Genomic DNA, 24,509 nt, shown 5'->3' with positions numbered 1-24,509 from the left:
TGATAAACTTTGAAAAGAATAAATTTACTTGATGATAATACAGCAAATAAGATAGCAGCAGGAGAAGTAGTCGAAAGACCTTCTTCTGTTGTAAAAGAATTAGTAGAAAATAGTATAGATGCAGGAGCTAAGAATATAACTATTGAAATAATTGAAGGTGGCTGTAACTTAATCAAAATAATTGATGATGGGGATGGCATACATCCAGATGATATAAAGAAGGCTTTTCTTCCTCATGCAACAAGTAAAATAAAAAACGTTGAAGATATATTTTCAATAAATACTTTAGGATTTAGAGGAGAGGCTTTAGCTTCTATTGCTTCTGTTTCTAAAGTTAATTTAAAAACTAAGATTTCTGATAATGAATTTGGTAGAGAAATATATATAGAGGGTGGAGAAATTTTAAAAGAAACTGACTGCGGAACTAATAATGGAACTGCAATTGAGGTTGAAGATTTATTTTTTAATGTACCCGCAAGAAAAAAGTTTTTAAAGTCTTTTACAAGAGAAGGCTCTATTATTACAGATATAATAAATAGAATAGCTATATCTAATCCTGATATAAGTTTTAAACTATTTAATAATGGCAAAAAAGTTGTAAATACTTTTGGAAATGGAAATGTAAAAGATGTTCTAAGAGCTATTTATGGCAAAAATATTAGCGATAATTTGATTTATTTTAAAAATGATAAAGATTTTATTTCAGTGGATGGATTTATAGGGAAAGAAGAGATAGCTAGAGGTTCTAGAAATAATCAAAGCATCTTCGTTAATGGAAGGTATATAAAAAATAAAACACTAGTTGCAGCAGTAGAAAATGCATTTAAATCTTTTAGTACAGTAAGTAAGTTTCCTTTCTTTGTATTATTCATTAATGTATATCCTGAATATGTTGATGTTAATATACATCCAACTAAGGCAGAAATAAAATTTAAAGATGATAGAGCTATATTTAAATGTGTATTTGATGCAGTACACAAAGCACTTAAGGAAGATGTATTTAATGAATTTAAATTACCAGAAGAAACAATTACTAACCCTATAAAGGTAGAGAACTTTGAAATGGACTTAAATATAGATGATAATAATGTTAAATTTAACTCATTTGAAAAAAATGAAAAGTTAAATAGAGATTCTCTTGATTATTCTTCAGCAATAACTCAAGAGAAAGAAGAACTTAATAAATTAAAAGAAAAGCTAATAAATAAAGATATACCTATACACAGTTTGAATGAGGATAATATAAATATTCAATATAATCATGATATAAGTTATTCTACTATTAATAAAAATAATAATGATAATTCCTCGGATATATTATATGAAAAATATGAAAATTCAAAACCTACTGTATCTATAGACGTAAGTGCAGATACAGAAAGTTCCACTAATATAGAAAGGATCGCAAAATTCCCACCATTAAGAATAATAGGTCAATTTAATAAGACTTATATTATAGGAGAATTTAATGAAACATTATATTTAATTGACCAACATGCAGCTCATGAAAAAATATTATTTGAAAAATATACGAATTCAATAAAAAATGGGTCAATTGTAGTTCAACCTTTGCTAGTACCTACTATTATAGAATTAACAGTAGATGAATTAGCTTTTTATGAAGAAAATAGTACTGTTTTTAGTGAGGCTGGATTCAAAATAGATTATTTTGGCGGAAATTCTTTAGCATTAAAAGAAGTTCCTTACTTTTTAGGTAAATTAGATTCTAAATCATTATTTTTAAGTATTATAGATGATTTGAAAAGTTTAGGAAGCGGAAAAACAATTGATATAAAATATAATAAAATTGCAACCATGGCCTGTAAAGCTGCTGTAAAAGGAAATGATTTCTTAAATGAAAGAGAAATGATTAAATTAATTGAAGATTTAAGATTCATCGAAGATCCATTCCATTGTCCTCATGGCAGGCCAACAATAATAAAATTTACAAACTTTGAATTAGAGAAGAAATTTAGAAGAATAGTTTAAAATAAAAGGATGAAGTTGTTTATGACAAAGAAAAAAATATTAGTTTTAGGTGGACCTACAGCTGTAGGAAAAACGTCTCTATCAATAAAGCTTTCAAAAAAATTAAATGGAGAAATTATTTCAGCAGATTCAATGCAAATATATAAATACATGGATATAGGCTCTGCTAAAATTACTAAAGATGAGATGGAGGATATTAATCACTATATGATTGATATCGTAAAGCCAGATGTTAAGTTTTCAGTATCTGATTATAAGCATTTAGGTAATACATTTATAAATAGAATTTTTAATAAAAATAAGCTACCTATAATTACTGGAGGAACAGGGCTTTATATAAATGCATTAACTTGTAATATGGATTTTACCGATGCTAAAATTGATGAGAATTATAGAAATTACTTAGAAAATGAAGCTAACTTAAAAGGAAATGAATATATACATGGTTTATTAAAAGATATAGATCCTATAAGTTATAAGGAGATACATTATAATAATAAAAAAAGAGTTATAAGAGCTCTTGAAGTTTTTAAACTTACTGGAAAACCATTCAGTTCATTTAATGCTGGAAATGATTTTTATAAATCTGATTATGATATTTACTATTATGTATTAACAATGAATAGAGAAAATTTATATTCTAGAATAAATAAGAGAGTAGATATCATGATAGATAAAGGTTTAGAAGAAGAATGCATAAAATTAAAGCAAATGGGATATACTTCATCTATGCAATCAATGCAAGGTATTGGATATAAAGAGATGTTATATTATCTTGAAGGTAAGATTACAAAAGATGAGGCTGTTGAAATGATAAAAAAAGGATCAAGAAATTATGCTAAACGTCAATTAACTTGGTTTAGAAGAGATCCTAGAGTAATTTTTCTAGATAAAGATATTATGACAGAAGAGGAAATAGTAGAGAAAATAAGTAATGACATTAATATGAAGTAGTTGTATAATATATTTAAGGTGTATTGGTAATTTGGAGGTGTCTTATGAATAAACAACAAAATAATTTGCAAGATATTTTTTTAAATGGTGCAAGAAAAAATAAAATTTCAGTAGAAGTCTATCTTACAAATGGATATAAGCTAAAAGGATATGTTAAAGGATTTGACAGTTTTACAGTTGTGTTAGATTGTGATGGTAAACAAATGTTAGTTTATAAGCATGCTGTTACAACAATAACTCCAGCAAAGCCTATCCTATTTGCAAATAATGACGTAGATAACGCTTAATAAATAGGCACATTGTTGCCTATTTATTTTTGTGTTTAATTTATACAGGAGGCTAATATGTTAAAAGCAACAGAGGAATTAATTATAAAAAAACATAATATTAAAAATAATGCATTTGAGCTTTACAAGAAAGCTTTAGAGGATGTAGAAGATGAATTTAAAAAATTAGATGAAATTAGAGAATATAATCAATTAAAAGTTCTTTCTGCATTTCAAGATGAAAGAATAAGTGATAGCCATTTTACAAATACAACTGGATATGCTTATGATGATATGGGAAGAGATGGTTTAGACAAAGTATATGCAAGAGTATTTAATACCGAAGCTGCTATTGTTAGACCACACTTTGTAAATGGTACTCATGCTATTGGTACCGCTTTATTTGGTAATCTACGTCCTGGAGATACATTACTTGCAATATCAGGACAACCATATGATACATTACACGGAGTAATTGGAATAAGTAAAAATGATGGAATGGGATCTCTTATAGAATATGGAATTAAGTATAATGAGATTGACTTAATAGATGAAAAATATTTTGATTTAGAAAAAATAAAAGAATCTATATTAAATGATTCATCAATAAAAATGGTACATATACAAAGAAGTACTGGATATAGTACTAGAAGTTCACTTCAACTTAATCAAATAAAAGAAGTAATTGAATTAGTCAAAAGCTTAAATGAAAATATACTAGTTTTTGTGGATAATTGTTATGGTGAATTTGTAGATATAATAGAACCTACAGATTTTGGTGCAGATTTAATGGCTGGCTCTTTAATCAAAAATATAGGAGGGGGAATTTCTCCAACTGGTGGATACATAGTAGGGAAACAAAGGTATGTTGATAATGCATCATATAGATTAACTGTTCCGGGAATAGGTGGTGAATGTGGAGCTACACTTGGAGTTATGAGAACATTATTCCAAGGATTCTTCTTAGCTCCTCATGTAACTATTGAAGCTGTAAAAAGTTCTATTTTTTGTGCAAAAGTTATGGAACTTGCTGGATTTGAAGCTAAACCATCTTCAAAAGAAAAGAGAACAGATATAGTTCAAACAATTATATTTAGAAACAAAGAAAAATTAATTGAGTTTATTAAAGGTATACAACAAGGCTCACCAATTGATTCATTCGTTCATTGTATTCCAATTCCAACTCCAGGTTATGAAGATGAAGTAATAATGGCAGCTGGAGCATTTATACAGGGTTCTTCAATTGAATTATCTGCAGATGCTCCTATTAGGGAACCTTATATAGCTTATATTCAAGGTGGTCTTACATTTGATCATGCTAAAATTGGTGTATTAATTGCTTTAAATAAAGTTTTAAATTCTTAAATAAAATGGCTTAGAGTTTTCTCTAAGCCATTTTATTTAAATCTAAATCAAGTTCTATATTTTTATATTCACTTTTAGTATTTTCTTTAAAATGTTCAGATAAATCTTTATGCTTAGCTTCAGTTATAATATCAATACCATTAAAAATAAATTTATCATTATAATGTCTTATAAATCTATACAAATTATATAAGTCTAATGATGAAAATAACATATTAGCAGAAGCAATACTAATTAAGACTAAACTATCATGCAAAAAAGTTGTGATAAATAGTGGTATACCTGTTAATGTTATAAAAGGTAATATTAAAGATAATACATGTCTTTTATTACTTGCATATTTATTATAATAAATTGAAATATGAAGATTATCTATCCACAGTATTAAATTAATATTTTTAAATTTCTTATATGCAACTCCTTGGATTAATAAATGTATTGGAATGCATAAAAATATACATAAAAACATTAATAATAAATATGATAAAAGTGTTACTACAAAAGCATCTTTATAAAAAAATAATTTGTATCCAAAAGTAAAAAAGGTTAGAAAAAATATAAAGATAAAGATATAAAATCTATTTTTAAATATCTCTTTTCTAGAAGTATTATTTGTTTTATAGCTTAAAATTTTCATAAATCCTCCTTTAATAATAAAAATAAGAGAGTCATATATATATATGACTCTCTTATTTAACGTATTCTTTAGTAGGCTCTAAAAATACCAACTAATTTTCCTAATATTTTGCAATCATCTATAATTATAGGATCCATGCTATCATTTTCTGGTTGAAGACGTATATAATCCTTTTCTTTAAAAAACCTTTTAATAGTAGCAGTATCATCTATTAAAGCAACTACTATATCACCATTAAGCGCGGTTTGTGTTCTTTCAATTATAGCTAAATCATTGTCATTTATTCCTACGTTAATCATACTATTACCACTAACTTTAAGCATAAATAATTCTCTATTATGTTTTATAAAATCAATTGGTAATGTAAAAGTATCCTCTATATTTTCTGTGGCTAGAATTGGAGCGCCAGCAGTTATATTACCTATTATAGGTATATTAATCATTTCACGTTTAGGTTGTGAAAATTCAATTATTTCAAGAGCTCTTGGTTTAGTAGGATCTCTCTTTATAAGGCCTTTTTTCTCTAATCTTTTTAAGTGACCATGTACTGTTGATGTTGATTTTAAACTTACAGCCTCGCAAATCTCTCTTACAGATGGTGGGTAACCCTTATTCTCAGTATAATTTTTTAAAAAATCATATATTTGACTCTGTTTATCTTTACCCTCTAACATTGCATAGCACCTCACATTCTTTGAACTAATTATATCATATGAGTAAATATATATCAAACTTATGTTCTTGAAACATATGTTCTGTTTGTATTTATAAGTTTAATTTGTTATAATATAGTTTGATTTTATACACTGAAAAGGATGGTGTAACAATGATAAAAAAGTATACTGATGATGATTATTGTGATTTATATCAAAACAAGATATGTGATAACTGCGGAAAATGTCTTGAAGAAGACGGTATTGATATAAGAGCAATAAAAATAGAAGATATAGCAAAAAATATTGAAGAAAATAAATTCTTAGAAGAAGAATGGAAAAATATGATTGCAAAAGCACAAAATATTGATCCTACACTTGATAAAGAAGATTTAGAAAAAGCTCTAAAAGAAGCATATTCATCACTAAAAATAGATGAAAATAATTTTAATTCTGATATAAAATCTGAAAGTGAAGAAAAATATATAGACGCCTTTGAATTTATTGAATATTTAGATGAGGCAGATTTGTTAGAAGATACACTTGAAGAAGAAACAGAAGAAATTTTCCCAGGTGTCAGAAGATTAATAAAAAAGAATAAACAATAAAAAAATAAGTGGAATTAAACCACTTATTTTTTTATTCAGAATAAATTAAATAAAATAGATAAATACTAATACTGAAATTATGATAAGAATAGGAGAGATTAATATGAATAAATTAAAATTAACCAAACTTATTGTAGCAAGCAGTATAATAGTATCATCTTTTTCATTAATAGGATGTACAAATAATAAAACAGTAAATGATACAAAAGAGAAAGTGGAACAAGGTGCTAATGAAACTAAAGAAAAAGTAGAACAAGGAGTTAATGACGTTAAAAATGCGACAAACGAAACAATAAAAAAATTTACTGATGATGAAGCTAAATATGATAAAAATGCTATAATAAAAGACTTAAAAGAAAAAGGCTTTAATCCTGAAGTAACTAGCACCCAAGCTAATGATAATACAAAGATTTTTTCAGTTGATAAGCAAATTGTAAAAATAAAGGGTGGGGAATTATCTTTATATGAATATCCAATGGATGCAAAAGGAAAGTTAGAAGAAGATATTAAATCAATTCAAGATAACGGAAAGACAATAAATGGAGTAACAATGACTTGGACTACTGCTCCTCATTTTTATAAAAAGGGTAGAGTATTAGTTGTATACGATGGAAACTCTCAAGAAATAATAAAAGCTTTAAATGAAATATTAGGAAATCCAATTATGGGATAATAAAAAAGACCAACAAAAATGTTGGTCTTTTTTAATTTTGAATTTTTGATAAAGGATTAGATTTTACAGCCTCTCTTAAAGTATCATCATCAACGTGTGTATATATTTGTGTTGTAGATATATTTTCATGACCTAAAATAGTTTGTAATGATCTTATATCTACATCTCCATGCTTGTACATTAATGTAGCAGCGGTATGCCTAAGTTTATGTGGAGTATATTTTTCATCTTTAAGACCGGCACGTTTTGTATAATTTTTAACCATTATTTCAACAGTTCTCTTATTTATAGGAGTACCTCTATTTGATAAGAACAAATATTTTTTATTATCATCGATAGTTTTAGAATCATCACGATGTGATAAATAATCAGATAAAGCTTTCATACAGGCTTCATTTAAATAAACAGTTCTCTCTTTATCACCTTTTCCTATAATAGTTAAAGTATCTCCTGATATTTTATCCAATTTTATATTACATAGTTCAGATAATCTCATTCCACAATTTAAAAACAATGTTATAATACAATAATCTCTATGATAATTTTTATTATTTTTATCCATAGATTTTAATAGCTGTATACTTTCATTTAAATTTAAATATATTGGATGTCTTTTATTGATTTTAGGAGATTCTAATTCTAATGTAGGATTCTCATCTATTATTTTAGCTTTATTCTGAAGATATTTAAAAAACGATTTTAAAGTTGCAACTTTTCTAGCTCTAGCATAAGCACTATTATTTCTATATTTCTCTAAAAAACTCATAAAGGCATATAATTCTGATAACTTAATTTTTTTTATAAAATCATTATCTATATTATTTATAATAATATCTTCAAATTCTGTATTTTTATCTATAACTTCATCTCTATATAATTTAAGAAATCTAAAAAACATAGTAAGATCTACTTTATAAGCATCTATTGTATTTATAGATTTAGCTTTTATGGTTTCTAAATAATTTAAAAAATCTACAGCAATAGGTGGGAGAGACTCACTTTTCTTTAAGTCCTTAAAATCGTATAACATGTCAACACCTTCTTTATAATATATTTATATCTAATTTTAGCATATTTTATTATTAATTAGAAGCTTAAGCGAACATATGTTCTGATTATCTGATATTGGCATATTTATCTATATTATATTAAATATCTAATCTAAATTATATATCTAATCTAAATTATATATTTATATTATAGATATATCGATCTTTTAGAAAATGAAATTTTTCTATAACAAATTCAATAATAAGCAGGAGAAATCCTGACCTTATTTAACCTTTAAAAGTTAGAATATTAATAACATTTTATAAAATAAATATATTCTAAATGTTATTAATATTACAAATAATCAGTATATTAAAAATAATGTAAATATATCGAATATTTTAAATTTACAATCAAGCAACTAATAATAATCTAGTATTTTTATAAAAACTATACTATTTTAGAATTTTCCTACTTATTTTTTGATATTATTTCGCTAAATTGTTATTTAGCGAAATAATATATGCGAATTTTATTCATTTTCTTTTATTCACACTTGTAACATTCCTCTTTAATTCGCTGAATTTCACTATTCTTTTTATATGTCTTTTTATATGAAAATAAACCACTGGCCTTTTATACAAATTTTTAATTTCAACTTTTGTTTAGAAGTGCTTTTCTATCTATGGTTTTTTATTTAAAATTTATATATTCTATAATTCTAAATAAAATAAAAGGCATAATAAATTTATTATGCCTTTTATTTTATTTCACTTTTATATATTATATCTTTCATTTTTCAGTATTTCATCCAAGTTATTATTTATATTGCATTCATTTTCTATATTATTATCTATATTTAAGTTTTCATCCATTAAATCCAATTCATCATTAATAACTGTATCAAATATTTTTTCACCGAAGCCAGTTATTATATGAAAATTCTCATTTAATTCTTTTATACTAAATTTACTATTTCTATTCAATTCTAATATCTTTATTTCTGGTAATGTATATCCTGCTGATCTCCATTTTTCTTGAAGCTTATCATACCCAAAGTGCTCTTTTTCTTGTTGTGAACATATGTTCGCACCTTTAACTTTATTTATATCATCAACTATAATTAATACACCTGCAGGAAGATTTTCATCATCTATTCCATGTTTTATAGCAGCCAAAAGTATTAAATCCAATATACTTTCAATATTTATATAATCACTTATAGAATTACTTATTATCTCCTTTATTTTTTCCAACATATCATCACTTTTTATCTTTTTAAAATTACAAGGTTTACTTGTTTTCATTATATAATCTTTAAACAAACCAGTATTATTATATAGATAATATAATGAAAAGTATAAACTCTCTATTAAATAGTTGCTTTGATTTGATAAATCACTTTTACTTATAGAAAGAGCTGTAATCCAGTTTCCGGATTGTACATCCATTGATTTTATAAAATTAATCAATTCCTCTTCATATTTACTGCTCTCCTCCCCATTATAATCTATATCCAGGAGTATTCTTAAATAATTTATAAAGCTTATTTTATCATTATTATTCTGGCTATCAAAATTTGTCGATCTATTTATTTTACTTATATTTTCATAGTCTTGAAATCTTTCATAATCATTTTTAATAAATGCTTCTTTATATTTTTTATATGCTAATGCTGGTACATCTCCATATTTAATCTTATCCCACTCGTTGTTTGATATTTTCTGCTCTACTACTCCAATTCTTCTTCTTAATAAACTTGTTAATTTTCTATATTCTGAATAAGATAAATTAAGTCCTTTAGCAGTTTTTCTTGCAAGTTCTCTACTAGCTTCAGATGATGTATTTATGGATTTGAGCCATTTCCCAAGATTTGATGGATTATCAGATTCTATATCTTTATTAATTTGCTCTTTAAAAATATTTATTACATCGTCTTCACAAGGAGTGTCAAATAAAGAGTATAAATCATCCCATCTTCCGTACTTAGGTATTAAATAAATATAATCCTGTAGTTTTTCACTATAATTTAATGCTGTATATCTTATTGCATCCCTAAAAAGCTCTCGCCTTCCTAGCCCATATTCTATATCTCTAGTATAAAATAATAGTTTTATACTAGAGATACTATCTTCCTCTAATGACTCCTTAAGCAATATTTTTTCTAACAATCTATTATCATTTATAGAATTTAATATTTCATTATACAAAGCTAGTAATTTAACACTAGAATTACTATTATATTTTTCATCATCATATTGATCCTCATATATTTCTTGATATATATCAGCATCAATATTTAATATCTCTTCTTTTAATCTGCTTAACAATTTTAACGGCATTTTAATTCACTCCTTAATATACAAGACACAGATAAATATTAGTAGAAGCTGTATGTGTCTTTATAAAAACAAGGTATACATAAGTTTTATAGCTGTAAAATACCTTTACAATTAATAAGTATGCTACAAAACTCATAATAATTCCTTATATAAAAAAAAGAAGAATAGTTCCTTCTTTTACCTCTACTTTACTTCCTTTATCCAATTTATCAATTTATTATCAATATACTCAGACTTAGAAAAACCTTTTTTAAATATTCTGATTTGTTTATATTTAGTTTCATTCATCTCAAAATCTAAAATATCAATCCTATCACCAGAAAATCTAAGAAAATCTCTCTTTCCTTTTAATGATATTTTAATTTCCATATATATCAACTCCCACTTACGTACAAAATATAATAAGTTTTATAGTTTATTATATTATATATTACTAATAAACTTTAATCAAATAAAAAGCTTCAGAATAATCTAAAGCTTTTTATTTAAACTTCTTATTTTATTTTTAGATTATCCTCTCTTATATTCCTCTATCTTCTTTGCAATATCATATAAGTATTCTTGTCTTTCGTATTTATCTAATAATGTTAACTCTAATTCTTCCTTCTCTTCTAATAATGATTCTAATTTTGAGTAATTAGATGAATTTTCTTCTATTTCTTTCTGTAAATTATCAATCTTACTTTCTAAACCACTTATTATACTATCAATTTCTTGAAATTCTTTTTGTTCTTTAAAGGAGAACTTTGGAACCTTATTTTCTTTTTTAATTCTTTCTTTTTTAGGTTTATTTTCTATAACCTTTGGTGTTTCTTTAGCATCCATTTCCATTTGAATTAAATAGTCGCTATAATTACCGTGAAACACTCTTATAGTTCCATTTTCTTCATATGCAAATATTTTATTACATACTCTATCTAAGAAATATCTATCATGAGAAACAACAACTACTACACCTACGTATTCATCTAAAAAATCCTCTAAAATTTTTAATGTCTCAATATCCAAATCATTAGTAGGTTCATCAAAAATAATAAAATTAGGTGATTCCATAAGAACTCTAAGTAATTGTAATCTCCTCTTCTCTCCTCCTGATAATTTGCTTATAGGTGAATATTGCATACTACCATCAAATAAAAATCTTTCACATAAAGTAGATGCTGTTATTTTACTACCATCATCTGTAGGTATATATTCTCCACCCTCTCTTACAAAATCTATTACTCTTAGATCTTCATTAAGCTCTTTTCCATCTTGTGAAAAGAATCCAAACTTAACAGTATCTCCAACCTCTATTACTCCACTATCGCTAGGTATTTTTCCTAATAATATATTTAAAAATGTTGTTTTTCCAGCTCCATTAGGTCCAACAATACCTATTCTATCTTCCTTAGTAAAGATATAAGAAAAATCTTTTATTAATTGCTTTTTATCAAAAGATTTATTTAATTGTTTTATTTCAACTATCTTTTTTCCTAATCTTGTCCCAACATAATTAATTTTTATATCTGTATCATTTTCAATATATTCCTTATTTACTAATTCCTCAAAACGTTGTAATCTTGCCTTCTGTTTAGTAGTTCTAGCTTTTGCTCCTCTTTTAACCCACTTTAATTCATTTCTAATTAGTGATTGACGTTTTGCTTCTTGTGATTTTTCTGTTTCTATTCTTTCAATCTTTTTTTCTAGATATTTTGTATAATTACCTTCATATGAATATAAAGCTCCTCTATCTAGTTCAATAATTCTATTAGATACTCTATCTAAAAAATATCTATCATGGGTAATCATAAGTAATGAGCCTTTTCTATTATTTAAATACTCTTCTAACCATTCAATGGAATCAGAATCCAAATGGTTAGTTGGCTCATCTAATATTAATAATTCACAAGGTGTAATAAGTGCAGAGGCTAAAAATACTCTTTTGCATTGTCCTCCTGACAAATTACCCATTTTTTCTGAATAATTAGTAATTCCTAATTTATTTAATATGCTCTTTGCTTCACTTTCTAAATCCCATAAATTTTGATTATCTATTTGTGCTTGAAGATTTATCAAACTATCATTTGAAACTAATTCTCCATTTTCTATTTTATTTAAAGCCTCTTCATACTTCATTAAAAGCTTCATTTCTCTTGTTTCACCTTTGAATATTTGTTCTAAAACTGTAGCGTTATCATCAAACTCATTGTCTTGTGATAGATATTCTATTCTAACATTTTTTCCTTGAGTTCTTGTACCTTCAAAAAAATCTTCTCTTCCACCAACTATTTTTAAAAATGTTGATTTACCCGCTCCATTTAAACCTATTAAACCTATTTTATCACCATCATTAATACCTAATGAAACATCTTTCAACAATATTTTTTCACTATAACTTTTATTTATATTCTCTAATGTAATTAAATTCATTTTTTTACTCCTCTAAATTATTTAATTAGTATTATTCTAACAAATTTAGACCTAATATTAAAGTTTTAGTATATAATCTTATTAAAGATAAACTTTAGAGGTGATAATATGATACTTAATTCTAAAACTAAAATATATTTAATTGCGTGTTCAAATCAGCTTCCTATAAGCTATAAAGCTAATTTAAATAAGATAATTTATTTACTAAAAAAATTTGATTTAAATGTAGTTGTTTCTAAAAATATATTTAGAAACAGTGAGTTTTTATCTAATGGTAAAGCTAGAGGTACTGAACTGAATACTGTATTTAAAGATAAATCAATAACACATATCTTTGACGTATCTGGAGGAGACCTATGCAATGAGATATTACCTTATATAGATTTTGATATTATAAAAGAATCGCCTGCTATTTACTTTGGTTATAGCGATTTATCTGTATTATTAAATGCAATATATAAAAAAGCTGATAAACATTCATTTTATTATAATATAAAAACTATCTTATCTCCTCAAGGATTAGAAAATTTCTATAATACATTTTTAAATAAAAACAGTAAATTTTCATTATTCTCTTCATGGAATCACAAATGGTTATTAGGTGATAGTATGACAGGGATTGTATTAGGTGGAAATGTAAGATGTACTCTTAAACTAGCTGGCACAGAATATATGCCTTCTTTTAAAAATAATATTCTTTTCTTAGAAAGTAATGGAGGAGATATAAATAAAATAAGAAGTTTTCTTGCTCAATATAGTATGCTAGGAGTGTTCGAAAAAATATCTGGTCTAATAATAGGTGAGTTTACAGAGATAGCTCTTAAAGGACAATATAGTGATCTTGAAAAACTATGTATAGATATATGTATAAAAAGCGATATACCTTTAATTAAAACTAACGAGATAGGTCATAATCTAGAATCAAAAGGTATAGTTATAGGTAAATATTATGATATAAAAAAATAAGTTAGGTTTTATCCTAACTTATTATACTTTCAACAACATTAATTCCATTTGACTTCATTTTAAATAAAGATAAAATATTCATAATATCTCCATCATGATTACCTACAGAATACGTCTCTACTGAATCTTTTGGAATTATAATTTTCTTATCTATATTATTTTCATTAAAATAGGTTATTAGAGATATAGCAAAAGTCTCTACACATATATCAGTACATACGCCAACAATAATAAAATTATTAATCTGATTATTCTTATCTAGCCATTCTTTAAATTCTTTAGCATGGAATCCATTAATGGAATTTTTCTTAATTATTTCATAATTTTCGCTATCTAAAACTCTTTCTTTAATCTCTGGAATTATCTCTACTTCAGAACTATTTTCTATACAATGCGATGGATATGTGTTTAACTCTGTTGAATTTATAGTATGATTATCAACAAATATTATTTTCTCACATTCTTTCATATTATCAATTAAATTAACTATAGGAGATATTATATCGCCAACTCTATCTGAGGCTAACATACCCTCTGTATAAAAGCCATTTATCATATCAACTACTATTAATGCGGTATCATCCTTTATATTACTACTTATATCCTCTAATGTAATTTTATTTAATTCTAATATTTCCTTTTCTATATTACTAATAAGTTTATTCATATATACCCTCCATACCATTTAAATACTATATAGCTACCTCTATTTTTTTAAAAGCTATACGTTTCTCTAACTCTTTTGTCTCTTTATCTATAGTTATTTTATAAATATTTTGACAGTTTTCCTCTCTCCAACGTCTCATGTATTTAGGTGTAGCTATAATTGAGTAATAGTAATTTTCTTCTATTTCATCTGAAAACTCTAAATATGAATAGATACTTCTTGTATCTAAAATAACTTCATTCTTATCTAAATTATTATATATAGGTAGAAAATACTTCATTGGAATTTGAAAATTATATAACCCTGATATTCTTTTTCCGGCCAATATACCTCTATATAACAATCTATTATCTTTTATCTTCTCTTCTTCTAGCTTTATTTTAAATATTGGCTCCCCACATCTATTCTTATCTATACGTATCTTTATCATATGCTCACAACCTAACGCCTTTTTTATTATATATTATATCTTTATCATTATATATTAACAATACTTTATAAATTTTCAAACATTTCATCCAATTATTTCCAAGGAAATGTTTTCTGATATACTTTGATTATAACCTTAGTTTTAGAAAATAAAAGCTAAATGACTATATTCATTTAGCTTAATTTATCAGACTATTTATTAAGTTTAAAGTACTCTAAAAGCACTTCTTTTTCACCATCTATAAAATCGTAGTTATCAATTTCTCTCTCAGATATCCAATTCATATCTACAACCTTTTTCCCAAGATTCATATATTCTTTAATTTTTCCTACATATATCATAATTGAATCATTAGTTTCGCTATTTACTACAAATTCTTTTAATGGTTGTAAATCAAATACTAGAGTATTCAAATCCTCCTTTATTGAATTTGTAATACATTTCTCATTAGATTCTTTTCCTTTTTTTAATCTTCCAACGCATTTCCAAGGTTCTAAACTTTTCTTTGATCCCTTTTTTATTATTAATACATTATTAAAATCATCTTTAAGTATTATTGAGCATCCTATAACATTCCCCATAATAATCCCCTCCTAATTCAACTTTTGTAAAATAAATTTATTCTCAATCTTACTAATTCGATAAAAAAACAGAAATTCCTCTTTATTTTATAAATTTATAATTTCTTAACTAAAATATATCCACCTATTCCAGCGGCATTAAAAATATTTTCAAAAAGGTCACTTGAATGAGCTACTGTTGTAAAATGGCTGTCAAATACTAATTCCCATTTTCCATCAGGCAATTTTATATTTGTATAATCTTTATTGGAATTATAAATAACTATAATATCACTCCAAGAATCCTTAACAGCCATTCCATTTATTCTAAAAGAAACAAGATTATCCTTAAAGAAATCATAATCCTTTCGTAAAAACACTAGATTTTCTTGTATTAATTGTGATGTTCCCATGCTAAATGCAGGATGTTCTTTTTTTATCTTTATTAATTCTCTATAACATGAGAATACTTCACTATATAAGTTTTTTCTATTCCAATCTATCTTATTTACTTCGTCTGATGAATTATAGCTATTTTCTATTATATTACCATTACTATCTTTTTTACTTCTTAAAAGTTCTTCTCCACCTTGCATAAATGGAATTCCTTGAGAAGTAAAAACTATCGTTGCTGCGAGCTTATTCATTAATACTCTATTTATTTCATCATCATAACCATTTGATAAATATAATTTATCCCACAATGTAAAATTATCATGAGATGAAGCATAATTTATAGTTTGATATGGTTCATTAGCCCAAAAGAAATTAGAATAATTAACTTTGCTTATATCAACATCTTTATGAAAAGTAGATGCTACCACTCCAAATTTTATAGTCTCTTCAAGTCCACTCCCCCCACTAACAAAACCTTGAGAAGATCTATAAAATACATTTCCTTTTATTCCATCCCGTATATCATCACTAAATAAAGCAATTTGTTTTTTATCAACTCTATTTAAATTATCTTTTATAGTTCTATCATAATAATTTAATGGAGTATCTCCCCCTACCCATCCTTCTCCATATATTAGTATAGTTTTATCAATTTTATTTAATTCATCTCTAATAGTTTTAATAGTTTCTAAATCATGTAATCCCATTAAATCAAATCTAAAGCCATCAATATGATATTCTGTAGCCCAATATTTTATAGAATCTATTATAAATTTTCTTACCATACTTCGCTCAGAAGCTAATTCATTTCCGCAACCTGATCCATCAGAGAATCCACCAAAGATATTTTCTCTATAATAATACTTAGGAACAATCTTATTAAAATTTGAATCTTCACTTTTAAATGTATGATTATAAACAACATCTAAGACAACTCTTATATTGCTATCATGAAGCTTTTTAATCAAAGTCTTAAATTCATTAATCCTTATTTCACCATGTCCTGGATCAAGTGAATAAGAACCTTCTAATGCATTATAATTTTGAGGATCGTATCCCCAATTATATTCATTAATGCCAAAGTTACTTTCATCAACTGAAGAGAAATCATAAACGGGTAATAAATGAACATGAGTAATACCTAATTCCTTCAAATGAGATAAACAAGTTTTTGTATAAATACCTGGTATAGTCGTATTATCTTCACAAAATCCTAGAAATTTACCTCTATTTTTCATTAAAACACCTGAGTTTGAATCAATAGTAAAATCTCTTATATGAATCTCATATATACTCGATGCTTGAAATGAGATAAAATTAGGCTTTATATCATTATTCCAATTTTCTGGGTTAGTTTCTTCTAGATTTACTACTTGTGATCTAAGGCCATTCAAAGAAACTGATTTTGCATATGGATCCACAACTTCATTTACAACATCACCATTTAATACTAAATAATTATAATACTGATAGTTTAAATCTCCATTTACCTCTATTTTCCATACTCCTTTATTTATATAATTCATTTCTATAGTATCTCTTTCTTTATAATTTAGATTTCTCCCCTTATTACCATATATAATAAGAAATACTTTTGATGCTAAAGGTGCCCATAATGAAAATATACTTTTTTCTTTAGTATACTTTACACCCAAATCCCCATCATAAAAAAACATTTTTTCAAATTCACTTGAATTATTCTTCATAAGATTACATAGATACATATAGTTATCTGACATAATTAAATCTCCTTAAATCTATATTTTTGTAATTTAGTAAGTCTTATTATTAAAATTATGCATCTACATAGCATACTGTGAATTCTAACCACTTTCCATATGTAATAATATGTAAAGCAATTTCTTTATATTTCTCTATTATTGTGATACTATATATTAATAATTACTATTAAAAGGAGCTCTTTATGAATGAATTTACGGAAAGTGAAGTTATAACAATTGTTACAACAATTATTGATTTTAAGAAAGAAGAAAGTATATTAGGATACTCTACTGATGAAGAATATATATTTCCTAAAAATATAATGAATAAGTTAGATTCACTAACAACAGATAAGTATATTAACTTTATAAGTAATATGGAAGAAATAGCAATTAACTTATATGGAAAATTTGAAGAGGAATTAAACTCGCTTAATAAATTGCATGAAGAAATTTTAATCAAATACAAAGAGTATGTTTAAACGGAATGTTAAAATAACACTCCGCAAGAATTATTTATCACTTTTAAATAGCGCGAAAAATAATATGGGAATCAAAATAATAAGTGGTGAAATTCCAACCCAAAAATTTATTTTATAAAAATAACTAAAAGAAAAATCATTAAATACAAAAGGAGCTATTATAAACCCTAATAAAAAAATTATAGCTAAACTGATATACTTGAATGATGATATAATTAGTTTTTTCATATTATGCCTCCTTATAAAAGGCTATTACTTAATATATATATTACTCTACAACAATCACTAGAGTTACTTCAAAATAAGCACCTATTAGATAAAATTATCTAATAGGTGCTTATTTACATAAATTAATTAATTATAACTTCAACTGGACAATGATCGGATCCTAATATTTCTGTATGTATTTTTGCATCTACTAATCTATCCTTCAAGCTAGATGATACCAAGAAATAATCAATTCTCCATCCTGCATTATTATTTCTTGCATTAAATCTATATGACCACCAAGAATATATTCCTTCAATTTCAGGATAAAAGTATCTAAATGTATCTATAAAACCACTATCTAATAATATATTAAACTTTTCTCTTTCCTCATCACTAAATCCAGCGTTCTTTCTATTAGATTTAGGATTTTTTAAATCTATTTCATTATGCGCAACATTTAAATCTCCGCAAACTATTACTGGTTTATTTTTTTCAAGGTTCTTTAAAAATTCTCTAAAAGCATCTTCCCATTGCATTCTATACTCTATTCTAGCAAGCTTTTCTTTAGAATTTGGTGTATATACAGTAACTACATAATATTCATCAAATTCAGCTGTTATAACCCTTCCTTCATTATCATGCTCTTCTAAACCTAATCCATATAATACATTTATAGGTTCTTCTTTAGTAAATAGTGCTGTACCAGAATATCCTTTCTTTTCGGCATAATTCCAATATTGATAATATCCATCTAATTCTAAATCTATTTGTCCTTCTTGAAGTTTAGTTTCTTGAATACAAAATATATCTGCATCAATTTCATTAAAAAAATCTAAAAATCCTTTCTTAACACAAGCTCTAATTCCATTTACATTCCATGATATTAACTTTTTCATCTAACTACTCCTCCTTCAATAAATTTATTATATCATCAAAATATTGATATAATATAAATATTTAAAAACCAACAAAGGAAACCTTAATATTAATAGTTTCCTTTGTTCCTCTTCTTATCTTAATTCAAAACTTGTTATATATCTATAGTTAACTCAAAGCCATTCTTATTACTCACATCTTTAATCCAGTATCCTGATTTCTTAATTGTTTTTTCTCCTGTTTCTAAATCTAAACTTATATATCCATATCTATTTCTATAAGCATTACACCATGACCAACAATCTATAGGTGTCCATAGGTGGTATCCAAAACAATTACTACCTTCATTTATCCCCTTATTTAGATAGTATAAGTGCTCTTGTATAAACTCTATTCTATAATCATCATTTATCATGCCATCACTGTCTATATGCTGCTCTTCTCCTTTTACTCCCATACCATTTTCAGATATATACCAAGGAATATTATTATAATTATCTCTTATATTTATAGCTATATCATACATACACTTAGGATATATTTCCCATCCTCTATATGGATTCATTCTTTTTCCTGGCATATCGTATCTATCAAAATAATTATCAGGCATCCATTTAGTACTATCAAAAGAACTCTCTTTACTCTTTATTCTTGATGGTTGATAATAATTAACACCTAAGAAATCCACTGTATTATTTTTTATTATCAAATCCTCCTCTTCAGTACTATCCCAAATTACATTATCATTTTTTAATATCTCCACTAATTCATCTGGAAATGTTCCTTTTACTGCAGGGTCTAAAAATAATCTATTAAAGAAGTTCTCTGCAAATTCTGCTGCTTTAATATCTTCCTTATCCTCAGATCTTGGATAAGCTGGAGTTAAGTTAAGTATAGTACCAATCTTACCACCATTTTTATTATATCCTAATTCTTTAAATTCTTTTATTACTTTAGCTGATGCAAGGTTTAAATTAAAAGCAACTTGTACTGCTTTTTTTCCATCAATTATCTTAGGATAATGGAATTGATATAGATATTGACCTTCAACGATTACAATTGGTTCATTAAATGTAGTCCAATACTTTACTCTATCAGCGAATAATTCAAAAGCTTTCTTTGCATATAATACAAATAAGTCTACTACATATTTAGATTCCCAACCACCATATTTTTCATATAATTCTATTGGTAAATCAAAATGATGCAAATTCATAACTAACTCTACATTGTTTTTTATACATTCATCAATAACATTATTATAGAATTTAACCCCATCTTCATCTAGTTCACCAGATTCAAAGTCTTTTATCAGCCTAGTCCATTGTATTGATGTTCTAAATGAATTTAATCCTATACTAGCTATTTTACTTATATCTTCTTTATAATCATTATAAAAATTAGAAGCTACTTTTGGACCAATTTTATCATAAAATATATCTGGTTCTATTTCATACCAATAGTCAAATATATTTTTATTTACTTTATTGAAATCCCCCTCTGATTGAGGTCCTGATGTAGCTGCTCCCCACCAAAAATTCTCTGAAAATTTTATATTTCTCATATTATCCCCTCCTAAATCTTATATTTTTATTATACAATTACATTTGTAAATTTGTCTATACATATTCTTATTTGTATATATTTATTAATATGATATTATATATATATATATAATTTAATTTAATACGGAGGATATATGAATAAATATTTAGCCATATATAAAGAATTACTAAATAGAGTTAATAATGGTACCTATAATAATTTAAATAATCCAATACCAAATGAAATACAATTATCAAAAGAATTTGATTGTAGTCGAATGACAATGCGACGTGCGATTGATTTATTAGTTCAAGAAGGAATCATATACAGAAGAAGAGGCTCAGGAAGTTTTATACGAGATAATACATCCTCTAAATACTCTCCAGTATTTAAATTAAATAATGAAGTAATATCTGGATTAACTGATTCTATAGAATATGATATCGTTAATAAATTAATATCATTTAAGCTTATATTTGCAACAAAATCAATAAAAAATGCTTTATCAATAAAATTAAATGACCCTGTATACGAGATAATTAGAGTTAGATATATTAATAATTCTCCATATGTAATAGAGAAAACTTACATGAATGCATCTATAATATCCGGTATAACAGAAGAGATTCTTAGAAAATCTATATACAAATATATAGAAGAGGAACTTAAACTAAGTATTTCTAGCTCTAAAAAGATTCTTAGGGCCTCTCCTAGTACTGAATCAGATAGAGATTATCTATTATTGTCTGAAAATGAGCCTATTCTTGAAGTAGAGCAGATAGCTTATCTATCTAATGGTAAAGCTTTTGAATATTCATTTTCTAGACATAGATATGATAAATTTGAATTCACTTCTTTTACATCAAAAAAATAAGGGCGGATTCTCCGTCCTTTAATTTTTTCATCCTAATATTAAGCTTATCTTCCCATAAATTATAATTCAAAATTTTTATTTAATTTTATTACTTGAATATTCAAATATAAATATAATTGAAATGTCCATTTTTTTGAAATTAAGCTATATTTTATTGTATGTATAATGCTTACGTGGTAATATTAAGTAAAAAGATTGTTAAATATGGAAGGGATTTGTGAATGAAACAAAAAAAAATTATTAAAAGAATTCTTATATGCTCTACTACATTTGTATTAATAGCATTATCAGGATTTCTAATTTCAAAAAATGAAATTAATTCTAATATTGAAAGTGTATATACAAGTAATAATACTTCTTTAAAGAACAAACTTAATACACTTGAAGAAGCAAGGAAGGATCCAAATATCTTTTTAGTAAATAAAGATACTTTACTTTCTGATAATTATGTTGCTAATGATATTGAAGAATCTAATTTACCATTTTTATCTCACATTACTACTACAAAATTAAATAAAACAGTTTCTGAACATGCCAAAGATATGTTTAATGACGCTAAGCTTGCTGGAATAGATTTAATTGGTGCATCTGGATACCGTACTCACCAAAATCAGGTTAATTTGTTCAATACTAATGTAAAAGCTAAGGGAAAAGAAGCTGCATTAAAATATTCTGCACCACCAGGTGCTAGTGAACATGAAACTGGATTTGCTATAGATATTGTTAGTAAGGATTATACGAAATTAGACAGCGGCTTTGAAAATACTAAAGCATTCACTTGGCTAAAAGAAAATTCTTATAAATATGGCTTCATTCTAAGATATCCTAAAGATAAAGTCAATGTCACTAAATATTCATATGAGCCATGGCATTATAGATATGTAGGTGTATCACATGCTACTAAAATAATGGAGAGTGATTTATGCTTAGAGGAATACTTAACCAATCTTGATGATGAAATAAAATTATTAAAAAATGATTTAGAATCTATAAATTAGAGGTATTCAATGAAAGAAAAAAAACAAAAAAGAAAATATATAATAAGAAGATATGTTGCTTTGCTAATACTTTTTATATTTTTAGGAATAGGAATATACTCTGTGAACTCTATTTTAAATAGAAATGATAGTTATAGTAATCCAGAAGAAATATCTGATAGCAAAGATACACATGATGATGAGAAGAAGGATAAAAATGAAAAATTATATACTATAACTTCTGTAGGAAATCTTATAGTTCATGATGCCCAAATATTAGGCGCAAAACAGACTTCTGGAGATTATAACTTTGATAAAAGTTTTGAATATATAAAAGATACTATATATAATTCCGATCTTTCTATTGGAGTATTTGAGGGTACATTTAATGGTGGAAAACCTCAAGGCTACCCAACATTCAATTCTCCTGATGAATTTTTAGATACTTTAAAAAACACTGGATTTGATGTAATTAATTATGCATCCAATCATATTATTGATAAAGGTTCTTCTGGAGTAAAAAATACTATAACCAAGAGTATAAATAAAAATTTAATCAATATAGGTGTAAAAAGAGACAAGCAAGATAAAAATTACATTATTTATGAAATAGATGGTCATAAAATTGGTATGTTTGCTTATACATACAAAACTGGCCCTAATACTATAAACGGAATACAAATACCTAAAGATGTTTATCCATTGATTAATACATTTGATTATAATAATTTATCCGTATTATACAAGGATGTTGAAAACTCTATAAAGGATATGAAAAAAGAAGGTGTTGAATTTATTATAGGTTCCTTTCACTGGGGAGAAGAGTACGTAACAAAGGAAAATAAAGCACAAAAGAATATCGCCAAAAAAATGAATGAACTTGGAGTAGATATTGTTTTAGGAGGTCATCCACATGTAATACAGCCATATGAGATTTTAACAAGCGACTCTGGCCATTCAACTTTTGTTGCCTATTCACAAGGTAATTTTTTATCTAATCAATGTTATGAAGAAATTCAAAAAAAATTAACTGAAGATGGGCTTTTAATAAACTTTACACTTGGATTAAAAAATAATAAGCTTTATCTTAAAAACTATAATATAACTCCTACCTGGGTATATAGAGAACCAAAAGATAATGGATTATTTATCCATAGAGTAATTCCAGTTGTAGATGCTTTAAATAATAGTTCAAAATATAAATTATCTGGCAATTCTATAAATAAATTAAATCGATCTCTTAATGATACAAAAAGAATTATAGGAAGTGATTCTTTAGGAACAAAAAGTTTTCCATAAGTAAAAAAAGGCTATCATATGATAGCCTTTTATATATTCATCCCTCTAATCTTATCTCTTAACTTATAAATTAATGGAACTCCTATAATTGTAACAACTACAAACTCTCCTACTGCAACTTCTGCCATAGCTATTATAAAAGGAATATTTAATACATAGCTTAACATTAATCCAATAATAATTCCATTCACTACTGTTGGCCATATTGATGCTATAAATAATTTATATTTATCTTTCATTTTAATCTTGCTACTTATGTAAATTGCATATACGCTTATAAAAGTAGCTAGTGTACCAAAGACTACATCAACTAACCCATTTGGGCCTAATAAATTGGCAATAAAACATCCCAAAGTAAGTCCACATATATATAATGGATTAAAATATGCTAGTAATACAAGTATTTCAGAAAATCTAAATTGTACAGGTCCATAGCTTATAGGTGCTAGCATTAATGTTAATGCTGCATATAATGCGGCAATAATACCTGTAAATATTATTTTCTTTATAGTTTTATCCATGAAATCTCCCCCTAGAAGCAAGACTTCAGTTCATTATCCAGGTAAAAAACAATTTTGCCTTAGTTTTGTTTCTTGACAGGAGGCTTACGAACTGTC

24 protein-coding genes are annotated in these 24,509 nt (G+C 25.8%); 11 read left to right on the top strand and 13 right to left on the bottom strand.

What is annotated here, in order from left to right; genetic code table 11:
- Positions 1–9 precede the first annotated feature (9 nt).
- The 4 genes from mutL to ACQPUW_RS06305 are packed head-to-tail and all read left to right on the top strand — an operon-like array spanning position 10 to position 4,574.
- Complete coding sequence (gene mutL / locus ACQPUW_RS06320; RefSeq protein WP_430836620.1) at positions 10–1,989, top strand: DNA mismatch repair endonuclease MutL; 1,980 nt, start codon at positions 10–12, stop codon at positions 1,987–1,989.
- Between the two features lie 21 nt (positions 1,990–2,010).
- Entirely contained in the window at positions 2,011–2,943 is a 933-nt protein-coding gene (miaA, locus tag ACQPUW_RS06315; RefSeq protein ID WP_430836619.1) for a tRNA (adenosine(37)-N6)-dimethylallyltransferase MiaA, read from the top strand.
- Between the two features lie 44 nt (positions 2,944–2,987).
- A complete protein-coding gene (gene hfq, locus ACQPUW_RS06310; protein ID WP_204596312.1) occupies positions 2,988–3,230 on the top strand; it encodes an RNA chaperone Hfq in 243 nt (80 codons plus the stop codon).
- Positions 3,231–3,287: 57 nt separating this feature from the next.
- Complete coding sequence (locus ACQPUW_RS06305; protein ID WP_430836618.1) at positions 3,288–4,574, top strand: aminotransferase class I/II-fold pyridoxal phosphate-dependent enzyme; 1,287 nt, start codon at positions 3,288–3,290, stop codon at positions 4,572–4,574.
- A gap of 22 nt (positions 4,575–4,596) precedes the next feature.
- Here the strand turns inward: ACQPUW_RS06305 and ACQPUW_RS06300 are convergent, their stop codons facing one another.
- Both ACQPUW_RS06300 and lexA read right to left on the bottom strand, forming a co-directional pair.
- Complete coding sequence (locus ACQPUW_RS06300; protein WP_430836617.1) at positions 4,597–5,211, bottom strand: metalloprotease family protein; 615 nt, start codon at positions 5,209–5,211, stop codon at positions 4,597–4,599.
- Positions 5,212–5,279: 68 nt separating this feature from the next.
- The gene (gene lexA / locus ACQPUW_RS06295) at positions 5,280–5,885 is read right to left on the bottom strand and encodes a transcriptional repressor LexA (protein WP_430836616.1); all 606 of its coding nucleotides are present in this window, start codon (positions 5,883–5,885) and stop codon (positions 5,280–5,282) included.
- 152 nt (positions 5,886–6,037) lie between these two features.
- On the opposite strand from lexA, the gene ACQPUW_RS06290 reads away from it, so the two are divergent.
- A complete protein-coding gene (locus ACQPUW_RS06290) occupies positions 6,038–6,472 on the top strand; it encodes a hypothetical protein (protein WP_430836615.1) in 435 nt (144 codons plus the stop codon).
- Between the two features lie 103 nt (positions 6,473–6,575).
- On the top strand, positions 6,576–7,145 hold the full coding sequence (locus ACQPUW_RS06285) for a hypothetical protein (protein ID WP_430836614.1): 570 nt from the start codon (positions 6,576–6,578) through the stop codon (positions 7,143–7,145).
- A 31-nt stretch (positions 7,146–7,176) separates the two neighbouring features.
- On the opposite strand, the gene ACQPUW_RS06280 is transcribed toward ACQPUW_RS06285, so the two are convergent.
- The 4 genes from ACQPUW_RS06280 to ACQPUW_RS06265 form a co-directional block, all read right to left on the bottom strand.
- The gene (locus tag ACQPUW_RS06280) at positions 7,177–8,175 is read right to left on the bottom strand and encodes a tyrosine recombinase XerC (protein WP_430836613.1); all 999 of its coding nucleotides are present in this window, start codon (positions 8,173–8,175) and stop codon (positions 7,177–7,179) included.
- 736 nt (positions 8,176–8,911) lie between these two features.
- A complete protein-coding gene (locus tag ACQPUW_RS06275; protein WP_430836612.1) occupies positions 8,912–10,477 on the bottom strand; it encodes a DUF2828 family protein in 1,566 nt (521 codons plus the stop codon).
- A 183-nt stretch (positions 10,478–10,660) separates the two neighbouring features.
- A complete protein-coding gene (locus tag ACQPUW_RS06270; protein ID WP_430836611.1) occupies positions 10,661–10,846 on the bottom strand; it encodes a hypothetical protein in 186 nt (61 codons plus the stop codon).
- A 141-nt stretch (positions 10,847–10,987) separates the two neighbouring features.
- A complete protein-coding gene (locus ACQPUW_RS06265; RefSeq protein ID WP_430836610.1) occupies positions 10,988–12,889 on the bottom strand; it encodes an ABC-F family ATP-binding cassette domain-containing protein in 1,902 nt (633 codons plus the stop codon).
- A 108-nt stretch (positions 12,890–12,997) separates the two neighbouring features.
- On the opposite strand from ACQPUW_RS06265, the gene ACQPUW_RS06260 reads away from it, so the two are divergent.
- Positions 12,998–13,855 (top strand): LD-carboxypeptidase, encoded by an 858-nt coding sequence (locus ACQPUW_RS06260; protein ID WP_430836609.1) that lies wholly within the window; start codon positions 12,998–13,000, stop codon positions 13,853–13,855.
- 13 nt (positions 13,856–13,868) lie between these two features.
- Here ACQPUW_RS06260 and ACQPUW_RS06255 read toward each other — a convergent pair whose 3' ends face one another.
- The 4 genes from ACQPUW_RS06255 to pulA form a co-directional block, all read right to left on the bottom strand.
- Entirely contained in the window at positions 13,869–14,522 is a 654-nt protein-coding gene (locus ACQPUW_RS06255) for an isochorismatase family cysteine hydrolase (RefSeq protein WP_430836608.1), read from the bottom strand.
- Between the two features lie 25 nt (positions 14,523–14,547).
- Complete coding sequence (locus tag ACQPUW_RS06250) at positions 14,548–14,952, bottom strand: hypothetical protein (protein ID WP_430836607.1); 405 nt, start codon at positions 14,950–14,952, stop codon at positions 14,548–14,550.
- 191 nt (positions 14,953–15,143) lie between these two features.
- The gene (locus ACQPUW_RS06245; protein ID WP_430836606.1) at positions 15,144–15,533 is read right to left on the bottom strand and encodes an NUDIX domain-containing protein; all 390 of its coding nucleotides are present in this window, start codon (positions 15,531–15,533) and stop codon (positions 15,144–15,146) included.
- Positions 15,534–15,628: 95 nt separating this feature from the next.
- A complete protein-coding gene (pulA, locus tag ACQPUW_RS06240; protein ID WP_430836605.1) occupies positions 15,629–17,647 on the bottom strand; it encodes a type I pullulanase in 2,019 nt (672 codons plus the stop codon).
- A 185-nt stretch (positions 17,648–17,832) separates the two neighbouring features.
- Between pulA and ACQPUW_RS06235 the strand changes: the two genes are divergently transcribed.
- Positions 17,833–18,111: a hypothetical protein gene (locus ACQPUW_RS06235; protein WP_430836604.1), complete on the top strand. Its 279-nt coding sequence runs from the start codon at positions 17,833–17,835 to the stop codon at positions 18,109–18,111.
- Positions 18,112–18,461: 350 nt separating this feature from the next.
- Here ACQPUW_RS06235 and ACQPUW_RS06230 read toward each other — a convergent pair whose 3' ends face one another.
- Complete coding sequence (locus ACQPUW_RS06230; RefSeq protein ID WP_430836603.1) at positions 18,462–19,217, bottom strand: exodeoxyribonuclease III; 756 nt, start codon at positions 19,215–19,217, stop codon at positions 18,462–18,464.
- Between the two features lie 134 nt (positions 19,218–19,351).
- Positions 19,352–20,761 carry a glycoside hydrolase family 1 protein gene (locus ACQPUW_RS06225; protein WP_430836602.1) on the bottom strand — a complete coding sequence of 470 codons (1,410 nt, stop codon included), beginning with the start codon at positions 20,759–20,761 and terminating at the stop codon, positions 19,352–19,354.
- Positions 20,762–20,896: 135 nt separating this feature from the next.
- Between ACQPUW_RS06225 and ACQPUW_RS06220 the strand changes: the two genes are divergently transcribed.
- The 3 genes from ACQPUW_RS06220 (at position 20,897) to ACQPUW_RS06210 (ending at position 23,892) form a co-directional block, all read left to right on the top strand.
- A complete protein-coding gene (locus ACQPUW_RS06220) occupies positions 20,897–21,616 on the top strand; it encodes a GntR family transcriptional regulator (RefSeq protein ID WP_430836601.1) in 720 nt (239 codons plus the stop codon).
- Positions 21,617–21,837: 221 nt separating this feature from the next.
- Positions 21,838–22,614, top strand: coding sequence for a M15 family metallopeptidase (locus tag ACQPUW_RS06215; protein ID WP_430836600.1), 777 nt, complete (start codon positions 21,838–21,840; stop codon positions 22,612–22,614).
- A gap of 9 nt (positions 22,615–22,623) precedes the next feature.
- Positions 22,624–23,892: a CapA family protein gene (locus tag ACQPUW_RS06210; RefSeq protein ID WP_430836599.1), complete on the top strand. Its 1,269-nt coding sequence runs from the start codon at positions 22,624–22,626 to the stop codon at positions 23,890–23,892.
- A 29-nt stretch (positions 23,893–23,921) separates the two neighbouring features.
- Here ACQPUW_RS06210 and ACQPUW_RS06205 read toward each other — a convergent pair whose 3' ends face one another.
- Positions 23,922–24,413 (bottom strand): QueT transporter family protein, encoded by a 492-nt coding sequence (locus ACQPUW_RS06205; RefSeq protein ID WP_430836598.1) that lies wholly within the window; start codon positions 24,411–24,413, stop codon positions 23,922–23,924.
- Positions 24,414–24,509: the final 96 nt, after the last annotated feature.

It is taken from the genome of Clostridium sardiniense, from assembly GCF_050584765.1.
Taxonomy (GTDB): Bacteria; Bacillota; Clostridia; order Clostridiales; family Clostridiaceae; genus Clostridium; species Clostridium sardiniense_A.
The sequence above is the reverse complement of the archived record's forward strand: the minus strand, read 5'-3'. Positions and strand labels throughout refer to the sequence as shown.

Coding starts and splice junctions, on each gene's coding strand:
- miaA (WP_430836619.1), top strand. CDS start 2,011: ATGACAAAGAAAAAAATATTAGTTTTAGGTGGACCTACAGCTGTAGGA.
- hfq (WP_204596312.1), top strand. CDS start 2,988: ATGAATAAACAACAAAATAATTTGCAAGATATTTTTTTAAATGGTGCA.
- ACQPUW_RS06305 (WP_430836618.1), top strand. CDS start 3,288: ATGTTAAAAGCAACAGAGGAATTAATTATAAAAAAACATAATATTAAA.
- ACQPUW_RS06300 (WP_430836617.1), bottom strand. CDS start 5,211: ATGAAAATTTTAAGCTATAAAACAAATAATACTTCTAGAAAAGAGATA.
- lexA (WP_430836616.1), bottom strand. CDS start 5,885: ATGTTAGAGGGTAAAGATAAACAGAGTCAAATATATGATTTTTTAAAA.
- ACQPUW_RS06290 (WP_430836615.1), top strand. CDS start 6,038: ATGATAAAAAAGTATACTGATGATGATTATTGTGATTTATATCAAAAC.
- ACQPUW_RS06285 (WP_430836614.1), top strand. CDS start 6,576: ATGAATAAATTAAAATTAACCAAACTTATTGTAGCAAGCAGTATAATA.
- ACQPUW_RS06280 (WP_430836613.1), bottom strand. CDS start 8,175: ATGTTATACGATTTTAAGGACTTAAAGAAAAGTGAGTCTCTCCCACCT.
- ACQPUW_RS06275 (WP_430836612.1), bottom strand. CDS start 10,477: ATGCCGTTAAAATTGTTAAGCAGATTAAAAGAAGAGATATTAAATATT.
- ACQPUW_RS06270 (WP_430836611.1), bottom strand. CDS start 10,846: ATGGAAATTAAAATATCATTAAAAGGAAAGAGAGATTTTCTTAGATTT.
- ACQPUW_RS06265 (WP_430836610.1), bottom strand. CDS start 12,889: ATGAATTTAATTACATTAGAGAATATAAATAAAAGTTATAGTGAAAAA.
- ACQPUW_RS06260 (WP_430836609.1), top strand. CDS start 12,998: ATGATACTTAATTCTAAAACTAAAATATATTTAATTGCGTGTTCAAAT.
- ACQPUW_RS06255 (WP_430836608.1), bottom strand. CDS start 14,522: ATGAATAAACTTATTAGTAATATAGAAAAGGAAATATTAGAATTAAAT.
- ACQPUW_RS06250 (WP_430836607.1), bottom strand. CDS start 14,952: ATGATAAAGATACGTATAGATAAGAATAGATGTGGGGAGCCAATATTT.
- ACQPUW_RS06245 (WP_430836606.1), bottom strand. CDS start 15,533: ATGGGGAATGTTATAGGATGCTCAATAATACTTAAAGATGATTTTAAT.
- pulA (WP_430836605.1), bottom strand. CDS start 17,647: ATGTCAGATAACTATATGTATCTATGTAATCTTATGAAGAATAATTCA.
- ACQPUW_RS06235 (WP_430836604.1), top strand. CDS start 17,833: ATGAATGAATTTACGGAAAGTGAAGTTATAACAATTGTTACAACAATT.
- ACQPUW_RS06230 (WP_430836603.1), bottom strand. CDS start 19,217: ATGAAAAAGTTAATATCATGGAATGTAAATGGAATTAGAGCTTGTGTT.
- ACQPUW_RS06225 (WP_430836602.1), bottom strand. CDS start 20,761: ATGAGAAATATAAAATTTTCAGAGAATTTTTGGTGGGGAGCAGCTACA.
- ACQPUW_RS06220 (WP_430836601.1), top strand. CDS start 20,897: ATGAATAAATATTTAGCCATATATAAAGAATTACTAAATAGAGTTAAT.
- ACQPUW_RS06215 (WP_430836600.1), top strand. CDS start 21,838: ATGAAACAAAAAAAAATTATTAAAAGAATTCTTATATGCTCTACTACA.
- ACQPUW_RS06210 (WP_430836599.1), top strand. CDS start 22,624: ATGAAAGAAAAAAAACAAAAAAGAAAATATATAATAAGAAGATATGTT.
- ACQPUW_RS06205 (WP_430836598.1), bottom strand. CDS start 24,413: ATGGATAAAACTATAAAGAAAATAATATTTACAGGTATTATTGCCGCA.